This window comes from Blastomonas sp., from assembly GCF_046294995.1.
Lineage (GTDB): Bacteria > Pseudomonadota > Alphaproteobacteria > Sphingomonadales > Sphingomonadaceae > Blastomonas.
Map to the genome: position 1 here is coordinate 57,495 of NZ_JBKBOG010000009.1, position 13,933 is coordinate 71,427.

The window sequence follows — 13,933 nt, forward strand, 5'->3', positions numbered from 1 at the left end:
CAAGATGCCGCGATCAGCTCGCCGAGCGCGCGATCCAGTCATCCACCCGGCGCTCCAGGATCGAAAGCGGCTGCGATCCCGATGCGATCAGCAGGTCGTGAAAACCCTTGATATCGAACTTGTCGCCAAGCTTGTCCTCGGCCCGCTGGCGCAGTTCGACGATCTTGAGCATCCCCATCTTGTAGCCGGTGGCCTGGCCCGGCAGCGTAATATAGCGGCGAATCTCGGAGCGCGACCGTTCGATCGGCTGACGTCCGGTCGTGTTCATATAGGCGACCGCTTCGTCCTCGGTCCAACCCATGGCGTGCAGGCCGGTATCGACCACCAGGCGCGCGGCGCGGAACAGTTCGGCATCCAGCCGCAGGAAATCGGCCGCGACATCGGGGAACGCATTCATCTCCTTGCACAACGATTCCGCATAGAGCGCCCAGCCTTCGCCGAACGCCACATATCCGGTGACCGCGCGGAACTTGGGTCCGCTGGTCTGCCGCACCTGGATATCGCCCTGCATGTTGTGACCGGGCACGGCCTCATGGCACATCAAGGTGTACATCGCGGCAGGATCGGGCACGGTGCCGACCAGATGGACATAGGTGCGCGCCGGACGCGACCCATCGGGGCTGGGCGCCGATGCATGGGCTGCGCCGCCGGCGACTTCGGAAAAGGCCGGTTCGCGGACCACCTCGATGCCGTATTTGGGAAGCGAATTGAAATAAGGCTCGAGCAGCGTGCGGGTGCGCGCGACAAAGGCGTTGGCGGTGGTCAGATATTCGGTCCGGGCAGCATCGTCGAAGGGCCGGGGCGGGTAGAGCCGTGCGCGCTCGGCATAATAAGCGCTACGGTCCTTGAGGCCGGCAGACTTTGCCAGCGCATCCTGCTCCGCCTCGATCCGCGCGACTTCCGAGCGGCCGATGCTGTGGATCTGTTCGGCGGTGTAGTCGCTGGTGGTGTTGAGCTTGAGCTCGTTGGCGTAATAGGCCAGGCCATCGGGCAGGGTGAGTGCGCCGACCTTGCCGCTCGGCGCATTGGGCAAGCTGGTCTGCGCCCAGGCGACGACCCGGTCATAAGCGGGCTTGAGATCGACGATCGCGGTGCGTGCCTCGGCCAGGATTGCATCGGCCTCGGCGCGCGGCAGCTTGCCTGCGGTGACCAGCGCCTCGGTCTTGGCCTTCACGTCAGCCCACAAGGCCGCATCCGGGCCGTCGCCGAACGGCGCGCCGCTGGTCAGCTTATTGCTCCCGGCGATGATCGATTCGATCTGGAATTTCGGCGCGCGGATGCCTGCTGCTTCGCTCGCCTTGGTCCGCTCGATCGCAACGTCGAGCAGGGCAGGGATGCCGCGTACGCGCGCGATGTAGTTCCTCAAATCGGTGGCGTCGGCCACGGTATGGGTGTTGATCAGGAAATCGGGCAGCTGGCTGTGCGCCGAGTACAGCCGCGAATAGAAAGGCGGGCGGTAGACGCGGTTGGCCTGCTGCAACTCCGCGCGCTCTGCCTCGAGCTCCCAGATATCGTAATTGACCTGCGCCTCGGCCGACAGCTTCGACCGGTCGAACTTCGCCTTCATCCGCGCAACGCTGGCCTTGCGCCAGGCGAGCTGCGCTTCGGCAGCCTCGTCGCCGATGTCGTTCCACTTGTCGCCGCCATCCTTGCGGCCCAGCCGGGTGGCAAGCTGTGGCTGGATCTTCACCCACTCTTCGAACTCCGCATCCAGGAATGCGGTCAGCGCCGCATCCTGCGTGGCCTCGGCAGCCTGTGCGGCAATTGCCGGTGCCGATGCGATCGTGCTGGGTACGGCAAGCGCTATGGCAAGCGCAGAAACGGCGAAGCGAAGTTTATGGTGCATGATGGTCCCCGTGGTTAGACCGCGACCATAAGAGCCTGATTGCTAAAGGGGCAAGTGCAGAAATGGCAGCGTCGGCGCGGGTGGGGCGGCGAGCCGGAGACGGGGCTGCCACGCCCGCCTCTCGCCCGCCAGGTCAATCGGAACGACCATCACCCATGGCTAAAGGATCTTGGGCTAAAGGATCTTGCGCAGGCCGAAGCTGAAGACCCGGCCCAGCGGATCGAGATACGCGGACTGATAGCTCAGCGGTGTCGCGCCTGCATCGTCGCGCACTTGCGGCCGGGTGTTGAACAGGTTGGTCACCCCAATGGATGCGCGCACCCCCTTGAGCCAGCGAGGTGCATCTGCGCCGCCGAAGCGCTCGGAGAGGTTGGCGAACAGGTTGAGATTGACGATTGTCAGATCACCGAACCGCAGATCTCCTGCAGCCGCGCCCGCATCGCCAATCCGGGCGCCACTCTTCCAGCTTGCAGAAAGACGTGCGCCAAGCCCGCGTTTGAAGACGCCCGCCTGGAAATCGATTTCGTGACGTCGGCGGCCACCCAGGAAATCGACCGCGCCATCCTCCAGCAGATCCAGCGTTGGCAGGCCGGCGCGCAGCGCGATCTCGTCCTCAAGGTACCAGTTGTGATAGAGGCTGACATAGAAGCGGCTGGTGAGGTTGGACGCGGCCTGGAAGGTTGCGCTTCCCGGCTGGGCGCGCGCCATTTGGGCGTTGGGATACAGGCGCCGGGCCTCGGCTTCGCTGGTCAGGACGCGAACCCGTGCATCGCGCATGAACTCGGGCACTTGCCCGAGTGGGCGGGTGAAGTTCACCCCCCAGCGCAACTGCTGCTGGCGCGCCGCAGCAAAGTTGATCGGGCGTGCATCGATCGTGAGCAGTTGCCCGCTCCCATTCCGCGTAAACCGGTCGGGAAAGGCGGCCTCGACCTGCGGAGTCACGATGGGGAAGGGGGCGATCGGATTGTCAATCCGGGTGCGGACATAGTCGATGCTGAAGGAAAGATCGGTTTTGGCAAGCGGATGCAGATTGAGGCCCAGCCGCACAAGCTGCCGGTCGTCGTTGACCAAGGCCGCATTTCCGCCGGAGATGCGCGCGAGATCGACAACCTCGCGGCGGGCGAAATCGAAGGTGCGCACATTGGGGGTGACGATCAACGGGCCACCGAGCTGTTCGAGCGCAGGCGCGCCCTCTTCGCGGGTGACCGAAGCGACCAGATCGATACCCTTGGCCGGTGACCAGTTGAAGCCGAAGCCATAGGTCCATAAAGACCCGGCATCCGAAAGACGCTCGAACGCCGCGTTGGCGTTCACGGCGAGGTTGCCGAGCGGTGACGCCTTGCCATCGGCCTCGCCCAACAGCGGCACGCCAAGATTGACCTGCGCCGCACCGCGATCACGCCCCAGATCAGTCTCCAGTTCGATTCCGGCAACGCTTGCCCTGCTGGAGAAGTCCCTGAACTCCGCGCCAACGCGCACGCTCGCGGTGAGCGGTCCTGCAGGCAGGGTGGCGAGCGGACCTGATGCCAGAAAATCGGCATTGGCCAGCGTGTCGGTTGATCGCGCGGCATCGCGCCGGATGCCCACGCCACCCACATCGGTCAATATCTCGGCCTCGGTACGGTCCAAATTGGCGAGCGCACTCCACTGCCAGCGGCCGCGTTTGCCGCTGATCGTGGTGCCAAGATGCACGAGAGTACGGTCGCTGCCGCGTCGCAGAGCCTGTCCGCCGCCCGCTCCAAGCAGACTGTCGTTGCGGTTGACATCGACCCGTCCGTTCATGGTCGCCACGATATCTGACATCAGGTGCCCGCTCAGAACGCCATTGATGCCAAGGTTTTCCGTAGCAGGCAGCAGCGTGCGCGCGGTAGCCAGTTCGGGCGCACCCAAAAATTGGCGGATGTCGCGCTTGCTTTCGAGCAGCTGGCCGGCGCGGCTGTAGCTGGCGCCCAGCCCGATCCGTGTATCTCCAGCGAGCTGCAGATAGTCGGCATTGGCGATCCAGCTTTCCCGCCCGCCTTCACCCGGAACCAGGGCACTGGCCTGGCCGATACGCGACTGATAGTTGGCGTAGGTCACGATGTTGACGACCTTCTGGTCGGCGCGATAGCCAAACTGCAGCGCCACTTCCTCCGAGAAGATGTCCATGCGCTCGATGGCTTCTGAAGGTATCCGCGCGATCTCGGCGAAGTCTGCGACCCGGCGGCCGTTGAGCAACGTCACAGGGCCGCTGTCGCCGCGACCACGGTTGCTGGCGGTTTGCGATGCGATATTGTCGAGCACGGCGGCAATGTTCTCGGCACCGAGCGATCTGATATCGAGTTGCCCAAAGGTCCGTTCCGGCGGGATATCGCTATCGATAGCCCCGCGTGAGCGTTGCGAGGAGACGACGATCGGCGGCTGCTCGGTCGGCTCTTCGGGCGAACCCTGGTTCTGTGCGCCGTCCACGTCGGCATCCGGCGGGATCAGATCCTTGAACTGCTCCTGCAATCGGCGAGCGACTTCGGGAGGCACAGGTTTGCCATCGGCGCCGAGGATCCTGATCCGGGGTGCTGCGGGCGCGGCACCTTCCGGCTTCGCCGCCTCTTCTGCCTTCAGCTGCTCTTCGATCTTTTGCAGCAGTCCGGGAGGCAGGGCTTGTTCATCATCACCCAGGATCACGCGCCTGGCTGGCACGCCAGCGGTGGTGGGCGCGCTGTCCTCTGGCGCTTTCGGTTGCGACGTTTCCGATATGGTCGCGACGGCAGGCTGCGCCTCGATCGCGCCCGGCAGGGTGCAGGCATACAGGCCTAAAATCCAGTTTCTTCGCGCTTTCACGGTGTCTCTCCAGCTTGGCAGTGCTGGGACCGGAAAGAGCACTTTCAGGTAGCGTGATGATGGCCAGATGGTAACCGGCGCTGATACGTGAATGCTACAAAGCCCTGCTAGGAGCATCGGCATGGAGCCAAAGACCGATTCCATGAGCAACATTCTGATCGTCGATGACGACGCGAGCATTCGCGACGCGATTGCCGACTTCCTGTGCGCGCATGGCTATGCGGTTCGGGCCGCCGTCGATGCTGCTGCGTGCGAACAGGCGCTGGCAGAAGCGCCTGCGGACCTCATTGTCCTCGATGTGATGATGCCGGGCGAGGACGGGCTGTCGCTGTGCCGCCGCATCGGTGGTGGAGGCACCCCGATCCTGATGCTGAGCGCGCTGGATGCGGTGACGGACCGGATCGTCGGGCTGGAAGTCGGGGCGTGGGATTACATGACCAAACCCTTCGAACCGCGCGAACTGCTGGCGCGGGTGCGCGCGCTTTTGCGGCGGCCACCGCTCGACCGGGTGGAGCATTCATCCAGCGGCAGCGGGTTGACCTTTGCCGGTTGGTGGCTTGACGCCGAGCAGCGGCGGCTGCGCGATCCGGCAGGCCGGGCGTTGCTGCTGACCGAAGGAGAACACGCGCTGCTCGCGGCCTTCGTGCATCGCCCCGGACGCGTTCTCAGCCGCGACACGTTGCTCGACCTGACCCGCGGAATCGATGCAGCACCCTATGACCGGGCGATCGATATCGCGGTCAGCCGTCTGCGGCGAAAGCTGGCAGAGGCCGACCCGACGGCGCTGATAGAAACCGTGCGCGGCGCGGGATACCGGTTTGTTCCAGCGGTGCGCCGGGCATGAAGCGGCCTCCCAGCGCGTTGGTGGCGATCGGCGGTTTCGGGGTCGCGGTAGCGGCGTTGAGCGTCGCGACCACGGCCGCGATCGTGCTCGCTGCCCCGCCGCCGCCTGCGGCTCGCACGACCGCGTCCGAAGCCATCATGGCGATACGGGGGCCCTTTCCCGGATTTGAGCGGCGGGTCGATCGAAATCCACCCCAAGGCGCCCGCATAGCCGTGCTGGAGGGATTGATCGCAGCAAGGCTCGGCAAGCCTGAACGTGACGTGCGCGTGACCCGTCTGGACAGTTCGGCGCCCGTGTCAGTCAGCATTCGGACGATGCCCGCCATATCAGATCTACGCATCCAAAAAGGGAGTCTCCCCTCCTCCTTCGTCGTAGTCCCGAAACGATCGGGCAGGCTTGAGGTGCTTGAACCCGGAGCCATGGGCGATGCGCTTGGCAATGTGCTGCTCGACCTGCCGCTGCCCGCCTATGCCACCAGCCTAAGACAGGGCGAAGGGCGTTGGCTGGTGGCTGAACCCGTTCAGCCTTTTCTGGGCGGATGGCAGCGCAGCATCCTGATCGCGCTGGCGGTCAGCCTGCTGCTGCTGGCGCCGCTTGCGTGGATCTTCGCACGGCGGCTCACCCGTCCGTTTCGCGCCTTGGCCGGTGCGCTCGAGACGGACGCGACGAACATCCCGAAAGAGGGGCCGCGCGAACTGCGTGAAGCAGCCGAGGCGATTGCCGCGATGCAGAGCCGGCTTGCCACAGAAGCTGCGGAGCGCGCCAGAATGCTGACCGCCATTGCGCATGACCTGCGCACGCCGCTCACCGGTTTGCGTCTCCGCATTGAGGCCGCGCCCGAGCCGCAGCGCGCGCGCATGGTGGCGGATGTCGAGCGCATGCAGGCGATGATCGGCGAAGTGCTCACTTTCGCCCGCGACGCCGCTTCGCCTGCCGAGGCCGTGGATGTCCGCGCGCTCCTCGCGAACGTCGTGACCGAAATGTCGCAGCACGAGGCGCCGCTCCGGCTTTTGCCTGGCGATGACGCCACGGTTCGGGTCCCTGAACCGGCCTTTCGGCGCGCAGTCGAGAACCTGGTCCGCAACGCCATCGATTATGCCGGCGGCGGCACGATCGCTCTGGAGCAGGACGCACGCCTTGTGCACATATCGGTCAGCGACAATGGCCCCGGTATCCCCGCAGCCGATCGCGAGCGCCTGTTGCGTCCGTTCGAGCGTGGTGACGCGTCACGCAACCGGGGGACCGGCGGTGCAGGCCTGGGCCTCAGCATCGTGCGCGACTTTGCAACGCACAATCGCGGCGATCTCACGTTGTCCGATTCCCCCGGCGGCGGCGTGATCGCAACCTTGCGGCTGCCCTGCGCCTGACCGGGCAAGGGTCGCCTAAATTTGGGAATGAACAGCTGGTGGAGCGGTTGGTCGATCGAGGTTTTCGCGGCCTTGCGACGGCAGCTGCGGTGTTTCCAGGATCGGTGCGCGATATCGATCACTACAACGCATATCGGCGCTCGATTGCGCCCATGCATGCTGTCTCTAAAATGAAGATATGGTGAGCCCTGCTGGGTTCGAACCAGCGACCTACTGATTAAAAGTCAGTTGCTCTACCGACTGAGCTAAGGGCCCCTCACGGGTGGCGCGCGGCGGGGCGCCTTCGGATATCGACCGGGGCAGACCCCTGTGCGGCGTCTCCCCTAGTCGGACAGCCGGTACGGGTCAAGCCCGCGTAAGCCGGTGCAGCAACTGCGCCAGGCTTCGCCCGGTGACCGGATCGCGCAGACGCGGCGCAATCCACGCGGCCGGTTGCAGCACGAACCGGCGCTCGCGGAACGCCTGGTGCGGGATGATCAGCTCTGGGTGCCGCGAATGCCAGGTGCCGCCCGACCACCAGATGATGTCGAGGTCGAGCGTGCGCGCCGACCAGCGCTGGCCACGCCGCGCCCCGAAGCGTGCCTCGATCTGCTTGAGCAGGGCGAGCAGGGCATCGGGGGCAAGCGCGGTCTTGATCAGCGCGGCGCTGTTGGCATAGGTGCGCTGCGAAGGACCGATCGGGCGGGACCGGACCGGCGGCGCAACCGCGAGGATATCGATATGCTCTGCGGCCAGCACCGCCACGGCCGTGTCCAGCACGCGCGCGGGTGCGCCGACCCGGTGGTGTCGCCGGTTCGATCCCAGCGCAATCAGATAGGTGGCTGGTCTTGCCTCGATCATGGCCAGCGCCTAGCGCCTGGGCATGATCAGCGTAAGCCCCATTCCGCAGACCGAGCCGCCAGGCGATTGTCCGCTGTGCCCCAGGCTGGTCGCGCTGCGCCACGCCTGCCAGGCCGAACACCCCGACTGGTGGAACGCGCCCGTGCCGGTTTTCGGCGATGCTGATGCGTGGCTGGGCATCGTCGGACTGGCACCCGGCAAGCATGGGGCCAACCGCACCGGCCGGCCGTTTACCGGCGATTATGCGGGGGACCTTTTGTTCGCGACGCTGGCAAAGTTCGGGCTCAGCAACGGCCGCTATGACAGCCGTGTGGATGATGGCCTTGCGCTCTCCGGCGTGATCATCATCAACTCGGTCAAATGCCTGCCGCCACAGAACAAGCCGACACCGCAGGAAACCGCCACCTGCCGCCGGTTCCTGAGCGCGCAGATCGATGCGCTGCCTGGACTGCGGGTGTTCATAGCTTTGGGCCGGATCGCGCATGACAGTTTCCTGCGGCATGCGGAACTGCGGCTTGCGGACCATCCCTTCGGCCATGGTGCGGTGTACGATCTGGGCGAGGGCAGGGTGCTGATCGACAGCTATCACTGCAGCCGGTACAACACCAACACCGGGCGGCTGACCGCCGAGATGTTCGAGGCGGTGTTCGCGCGCGCCTGCACGCTGCGGGACGACCGCCTAGCGTGATCCGCCCTGGGTCCCCGATCAGGTCCCGGATGACGTTATCTCACACGTCCTGCGCCAACCGTCCGTAAAGCTCGGGTCGGCGGTCGCGGAAGAAGCCCATTCCGGCGCGGTGCATTCGCGCGAGGTCAAGGTCGAGCGTCGCGACCAGCACGCCGGTTTCCTGCGCGCCGTATTCGAGCACCTTGTCGCCCCACTGGTTGGTGATGAAGCTGTGGCCGTAGAAGCTCTGGTCGCCTTCCTGGCCGATGCGGTTGCTGGCGATCACCGGCATGCAGTTGGAGACCGCATGGCCCTGCATTGCACGCTGCCACATCCGGCTGGTGTCGAGGCTGCTGTCATAGGGTTCGGATCCGATCGCGGTGGGATAGAACAGCAGTTCGGCCCCCATCAGTGCCATCGCGCGCGCGCATTCGGGGTACCACTGGTCCCAGCAGATGCCGACGCCGATCCGCGTGCCGCAGACATCCCACACCTTGAACCCGGTGTTGCCGGGGCGGAAATAGTATTTTTCCTCATAGCCCGGACCGTCGGGGATATGGCTCTTGCGGTACACCCCCATGACCTCCCCACCGGGGTCGATCATTGCCAGCGAGTTATAGTGATGCGGCCCATCGCGCTCGAAGAAGCTGGTGGGGATTGCGATCTTGAGCTGGCGGGCGAGCTTGGCCATTGCGCGCACGCTGGGGTGCTCGGCCGTCGGCCGCGCGCTGGCGAAAAGCGCCTCGTCCTCCACCCGGCAGAAATACGGCCCTTCGAACAGCTCGGGGGGCAGGATGATCTGCGCCCCCTTGTCGGCTGCATGGGCGACCAAATCCGTCACCGCCTCGATGTTTTCGGCTTCGCTTGCGCCCAGCGGCAACTGCAAGGCGGCGACGGTGATCTCGGTCATGGGTGCGGACTTACTTCTTCTTGAACAACAAGGTCATGCGGTCGGATTCGCCGATCGCGGCGTACTTGGCCTTGTCCTGATCCTTGAGCGCATAATTGGGCGGCAGCGTCCACACGCCCTGGGCGTGATCGGCCGGGTCCTTGGGGTTGGCGTTGATCTCGCTCTTGCCGGCGAGCTCGAAGCCGTGCTGCTCGAACATCGCGATCACATCGGCCTCTTTCAGATAGCCCTTGGAGCCATCGACATAGGCAGCAGGCGCATCGGCCTTGGCGCGGTGCTGCACGACACCCACCATGCCGCCCGGTGCGAGCATCGCGTGGATTGCGTCAAGCTCGCTGCCCAGAATGCCCGAGCGCTGAAGGTTGTGGAGCATGCGGAAGATCAGCACACGGTCGATCTTGCCCTGCATCTCGGCCGGCACGGCGTTGGCAACATAGGCGTGAATCTTGTCCGGACCCACTCCGGTCGCCTTGGCAGCGCGCTCGGGGTAGCTCGTCGGATAGGCCGCCATCGTGGCCTTGCGCTCGGCGCTCAGCGACGGGCTGCTCGGCGAAACGCCCAGCGCGACATATTTGCCGCTGGTCGCGGTCAAGGGCGCCAGGATCTTGCTGTACCAGCCGGCATCGGCGGCATATTCGGCGACCACCATGTCGGGCTTCACCTGGAAGAACTCGAGCGTTTCCTTGGGGTGGCGATACTGGTCGCGCGCTTTGTCCTCGCCGCGCAGATCTGCGGCGACGGCAGCATCGATCGCTGCGGCACTCGCGGTATCGGCTGCCTGCATGGCAAACGCAGGCTGGGTGAAAGCGAGGCAGGGCAGGGCCGTGCCCGCAATCAGGGCGGGGATGATCAAATGGCGCATGGGGGCAATCCTCTTGTCGGTTCTGGGGCAATATAGGCAGTAACCTGACAGCCGCTATACCCGGCGGCGGCGGGGGGATCAATCAGGCTGCAGGTCTAGGCCAAGGCGGGCATCTGCTGGCTGGCGCAATGGAAGCTGCCGCCGCCGGCGAGCACAGCGTCGGCGCGCAGTCCGATCGTCTTGCGATCCGGGAAGCACGCCGCGATCGCCTCGACCGCGCGCTGGTCCGATGGCGTGCCATAGGTCGGAACGATCACCGCATGGCTGGTGATCGCGAAGTTCATGTGGCTGGCAGGCTGAATCTTCAGCTCTCCCTCGGCATCGGTGCGTTCGACAAGGCCGGGCGAGGGGATGGGAACGATCGTGACACCGAACGCCTCGGCGCGCAGCTTCGCATTGGCATAGACGACAGCGTTTGGGTCATCGTCGCCGGCCGCCACCGGCAGGGCCAGCGTGCCAGGCGCCACGAACCGCGCAAGGTTGTCGACATGGCCGTCGGTATGATCGTTGAGCAAGCCGTCGCCCAGCCACAGCAGCCGTTCGATGCCCAGATCACGTTGCAACCGTGCCTCGATGTCGGCGCGCGACAGATGGGGATTGCGGTTAGGGTTGAGCAAGCACTGCTCGGTGGTGATGCCCAGCCCGGCGCCGTCGACATCGATCGCGCCGCCCTCGAGCACCCAGTCGGCCAGCGTCTGCTCGAGCCCTGCCTCATGCGCCAGCGCGGCGCCGATTTCGGTATCGCCATCCATCACGTATTTGCCGCCCCAGCCGTTGAAGCCGAACCGGCGCGCGTGCAGGGCGCCCGCGCCATCGGTGACGACCAACGGCCCGGTGTCGCGCAGCCAGATGTCGCCATAATGATGGATCTGGATGTCCACCGCATCACCGGTCAACGCGCGTGCAACCGCGGCGCTGTTCTCGTCGCGACACACCAGCCGCGCCGGCTCCCCGCTCTCGGCCACCGCCCGCGCGAACGCCGCGATCTCGGCCTGAGCAGCGGCGAGAAAGCCCTGCCACTCATCGGCAAGGTGCGGAAATCCGATCCACAACCAGGCTTGCGGCGACCATTCGGGAGGCATGAAGAATTTTGACATATAATATATATTATCTCATAATAAGCGAGGATTCGCGGGAGCCAATACCATGGGAAAATACGAGCCATTGACGGAATTCTTGCGGCGCAGCGAGGCCGACATCTGGAATGCGAGTTTCAGCGATATCGAGCGCTTGCTTGGGTTTAGTCTTCCGGCCAGCGCTTACAAATATCCTGAATGGTGGGCCAACGAAAAAAACGGCGGCCGCGGTCAGAAATTGAGCTGGTCGGCGGTCGGCTGGCGCACCGCCAAGGTGGATGTCGAGGCACGAACAGTCCGCTTCGAAAGAGATCGCCGCGCCGCCGTTACCTCGTCTTCGGGCCCGGATATGGTGGCCCGTTCGCATGCCGATATGCTGTTTGAACGCGCGCAGATGCTCACGGGAATTTCAGACCGGGACGAGCTTGTCGGAATGGCGCTGGAGCAGCTCATCGCTTCGCTGGCCGCGTCGCGGCTTGCGGGTATGGGCGGGACCATGCCCGGGCTTGAATTGCCTCCGCGCGAAAGACCAGCGGTTTGATCGCGGTAGATACCTCGGTTTGGGTGGACCATTTTCGGAAGCGAAGCGACATGCTGACCGCACTCCTGATCGGCGGGCAGGTTTTGCAGCATCCCTTCGTTACAGGCGAGCTGGCGATGGGCTCGTTGCGCGATTGGCAGGATACCATCGACGACCTGAATGCCTTGCCCAGTCTCGCCGTGGTTGGTGAGGACGACTTTTACCGCTTCATCGCGCAGCACCGGCTGGCGGGCAGCGGCGTTGGCTTTGTCGATGTCCATCTGATGGCGGCGGCCTTCGGTGCTGGCGCACGCCTCTGGACGCGCGACGTGCGACTGGCATCGCACGCCGACGCGCTCGGCATGGCCTTCATGCCCTGAGGCGGCGCTCTTACCTGCCTGAGCGGCTGGCGTCGCGGGTGGCGCGGAATTCGTCGCCTTCGACCCAGTTCGGCCAGCTGGTCGACATCGCCAGCGATCGGCCGATGCGGTAGAACAGCGACAGGTCGGCCATCACCCCCGACCAGTCCCATTCGGGATTATATTCGTCCTTGGGGCCGTGATAGCGGTTGACGGTATAGTCCTTTGCTGCCGCTTCGCCAGCCTGGGTGCCGCCATTGATCAGGTCGGTGCCACCATCGACATAGAGCATCGGCACGCCCTGCTTGGCGAGGCTGAAATGATCCGAGCGGTAGTAATAGCCGTTCTGCGGCATGCTGTCTGGCGTTGCGACCCGGTTGACGGAAGCAAGCGCCGCATCGAGATACGCCTCGAGCTCGGACTTGCCCTTGCCCACCACGGTGACGTTGCGCGATGGACCTGCCATCAAGAACGCATCCATGTTGATGCCGCCCACGGTCTTGGCCAGCGGATAGACCGGGTTCTCGCCGTAAAATGCCGACCCCAGCAGCCCCGATTCCTCTGCGGTGACAGCCAGGAAGACCACGCTGCGGTCGGGTGCGCCGGCCTGCGCGAAGGTTTCTGCGAGCGCGACCAATGCTGCGGTGCCGGTTGCATTGTCGACCGCGCCGTTGCAGATGTCGTCGCCATCGGGGGCGGGCTTGCAGCGGCCCAGATGATCCCAGTGCGCGGTGTAGAGCACATATTCGTCGGGCCGCTTGGCGCCGGGCAGAATGCCGATGATGTTGTTCGACATCGTCGTGTCGATGGCGTTGTCGAAGGACACCGAGGCCTTGAGTCCCAGCGGCACCGCCTTGAAGCCCTTGCGCTTGGCAGCGGCGCTCAATGTCGCAAAATCCTGTCCGGCGCTCGCCAGCAGTTGTTCGGCTGCAGCCTTCTGGATCCAGCCGTTCGCCTGGGTGTTGCTGGCGCCCTTGTCGTTGCTCTGGGCGAAGAATTGGGGACCGGTCCAGCTCGATTCCACCACGCCCCAGCCATAAGCCGCCGGCACCTCGTCATGAACGATCAGCGCTGCCGCTGCGCCCTGGCGGGCGGCTTCTTCGTATTTATAGGTCCAGCGGCCATAATAAGTCATCGCCTTGCCGCCAAAATCACCGGTCATGTCCGCACTGTCATAATCGGGATCGTTGACCAGGATGACGACGGTCTTTCCCTTGACGTCGACCCCGGCATAGTCGTTCCAGCCCTTTTCGGCTGCGTTGATACCATAGCCGACGAACACGACTTCGCTGTTTGCAATATCGATGCTGGCAGTCTCGCGATAGGTTCCGACCACCATGTCAGAGCCATAGTCGAACGACTGCGGTCCGGTGCCGCCGGTCACCGTCAACGGACTGACCTTGCCGGCCTCGATGCTGACCAGCGGCACGGGCTGCAGCCAGCTGTCGCCATTGCCCGGCTTCAGCCCAGCTTTGGCAAACCGTTCGGTCAAAAGCGCGATGGTTTTCTTTTCACCGACGCTACCGGGCGCCCGGCCCTCAAATTCATCGGACGAAAGCATCCGGGTTACGTCCTGCATCGTAGCTTGTGACACCGGTTGGGGGGCGACATCCGGAATATCGAGCATCGTCGGCTGCTGCGCGCCTGCATGGGCGGCAATAAGGGCCAGCGACAAGGGCGCGAACTTAAGCAGGGATTTGATCATGCACAGCGGGCTTTTCGACCAGAGGGGAGACAGCCAGACGCGAGGCCCGACGGGCCGCTACCTTTGCCACCTTGCCGCAAAGCAGGCAAGCACGGTGCGCCGGCGGGGCTTGCCCCATGC

General features: G+C 64.7%; 12 protein-coding genes and 1 tRNA gene. 5 read left to right on the forward strand and 8 right to left on the reverse strand.

The window, feature by feature from the left end; all coding sequences use genetic code 11:
- Positions 1 to 13: 13 nt before the first annotated feature.
- Together ACK4R0_RS11260 and ACK4R0_RS11265 are read right to left on the reverse strand one after the other, a co-directional pair.
- Complete coding sequence (locus ACK4R0_RS11260) at positions 14 to 1,846, reverse strand: DUF885 domain-containing protein (RefSeq protein WP_409674028.1); 1,833 nt, start codon at positions 1,844 to 1,846, stop codon at positions 14 to 16.
- A gap of 174 nt (positions 1,847 to 2,020) precedes the next feature.
- Positions 2,021 to 4,663 (reverse strand): TonB-dependent receptor, encoded by a 2,643-nt coding sequence (locus ACK4R0_RS11265; RefSeq protein ID WP_409674029.1) that lies wholly within the window; start codon positions 4,661 to 4,663, stop codon positions 2,021 to 2,023.
- A gap of 142 nt (positions 4,664 to 4,805) precedes the next feature.
- Here ACK4R0_RS11265 and ACK4R0_RS11270 point away from each other — a divergent pair, with 142 nt between their 5' ends.
- Both ACK4R0_RS11270 and ACK4R0_RS11275 read left to right on the forward strand, forming a co-directional pair.
- The gene (locus ACK4R0_RS11270; RefSeq protein ID WP_409674030.1) at positions 4,806 to 5,507 is read left to right on the forward strand and encodes a response regulator; all 702 of its coding nucleotides are present in this window, start codon (positions 4,806 to 4,808) and stop codon (positions 5,505 to 5,507) included.
- 20 nt (positions 5,508 to 5,527) lie between these two features.
- Positions 5,528 to 6,874 carry a sensor histidine kinase gene (locus tag ACK4R0_RS11275; RefSeq protein ID WP_409674094.1) on the forward strand — a complete coding sequence of 449 codons (1,347 nt, stop codon included), beginning with the start codon at positions 5,528 to 5,530 and terminating at the stop codon, positions 6,872 to 6,874.
- Between the two features lie 179 nt (positions 6,875 to 7,053).
- Here ACK4R0_RS11275 and ACK4R0_RS11280 read toward each other — a convergent pair.
- Positions 7,054 to 7,129, reverse strand: a tRNA-Lys gene (locus ACK4R0_RS11280).
- A 90-nt stretch (positions 7,130 to 7,219) separates the two neighbouring features.
- Entirely contained in the window at positions 7,220 to 7,714 is a 495-nt protein-coding gene (gene folK, locus ACK4R0_RS11285) for a 2-amino-4-hydroxy-6-hydroxymethyldihydropteridine diphosphokinase (protein WP_409674031.1), read from the reverse strand.
- A 22-nt stretch (positions 7,715 to 7,736) separates the two neighbouring features.
- Between folK and ACK4R0_RS11290 the strand changes: the two genes are divergently transcribed.
- The gene (locus ACK4R0_RS11290) at positions 7,737 to 8,402 is read left to right on the forward strand and encodes a uracil-DNA glycosylase (RefSeq protein WP_409674032.1); all 666 of its coding nucleotides are present in this window, start codon (positions 7,737 to 7,739) and stop codon (positions 8,400 to 8,402) included.
- Between the two features lie 40 nt (positions 8,403 to 8,442).
- Here the strand turns inward: ACK4R0_RS11290 and aguB are convergent, their stop codons facing one another.
- The 3 genes from aguB to ACK4R0_RS11305 form a co-directional block, all read right to left on the reverse strand.
- Entirely contained in the window at positions 8,443 to 9,291 is an 849-nt protein-coding gene (gene aguB, locus ACK4R0_RS11295) for an N-carbamoylputrescine amidase (RefSeq protein ID WP_409674033.1), read from the reverse strand.
- A gap of 10 nt (positions 9,292 to 9,301) precedes the next feature.
- Positions 9,302 to 10,153 (reverse strand): class I SAM-dependent methyltransferase, encoded by an 852-nt coding sequence (locus ACK4R0_RS11300; protein ID WP_409674034.1) that lies wholly within the window; start codon positions 10,151 to 10,153, stop codon positions 9,302 to 9,304.
- 95 nt (positions 10,154 to 10,248) lie between these two features.
- Positions 10,249 to 11,250 (reverse strand): agmatine deiminase family protein, encoded by a 1,002-nt coding sequence (locus ACK4R0_RS11305; protein ID WP_409674035.1) that lies wholly within the window; start codon positions 11,248 to 11,250, stop codon positions 10,249 to 10,251.
- Between the two features lie 49 nt (positions 11,251 to 11,299).
- Here ACK4R0_RS11305 and ACK4R0_RS11310 point away from each other — a divergent pair, with 49 nt between their 5' ends.
- Both ACK4R0_RS11310 and ACK4R0_RS11315 read left to right on the forward strand, forming a co-directional pair.
- Complete coding sequence (locus tag ACK4R0_RS11310) at positions 11,300 to 11,770, forward strand: hypothetical protein (protein WP_409674036.1); 471 nt, start codon at positions 11,300 to 11,302, stop codon at positions 11,768 to 11,770.
- A complete protein-coding gene (locus tag ACK4R0_RS11315; protein WP_409674037.1) occupies positions 11,767 to 12,129 on the forward strand; it encodes a type II toxin-antitoxin system VapC family toxin in 363 nt (120 codons plus the stop codon). The genes ACK4R0_RS11310 and ACK4R0_RS11315 overlap by 4 nt, the downstream gene beginning before the upstream one ends.
- 10 nt (positions 12,130 to 12,139) lie before the next feature.
- On the opposite strand, the gene ACK4R0_RS11320 is transcribed toward ACK4R0_RS11315, so the two are convergent.
- The gene (locus tag ACK4R0_RS11320; protein WP_409674038.1) at positions 12,140 to 13,813 is read right to left on the reverse strand and encodes a M28 family metallopeptidase; all 1,674 of its coding nucleotides are present in this window, start codon (positions 13,811 to 13,813) and stop codon (positions 12,140 to 12,142) included.
- Positions 13,814 to 13,933: the final 120 nt, after the last annotated feature.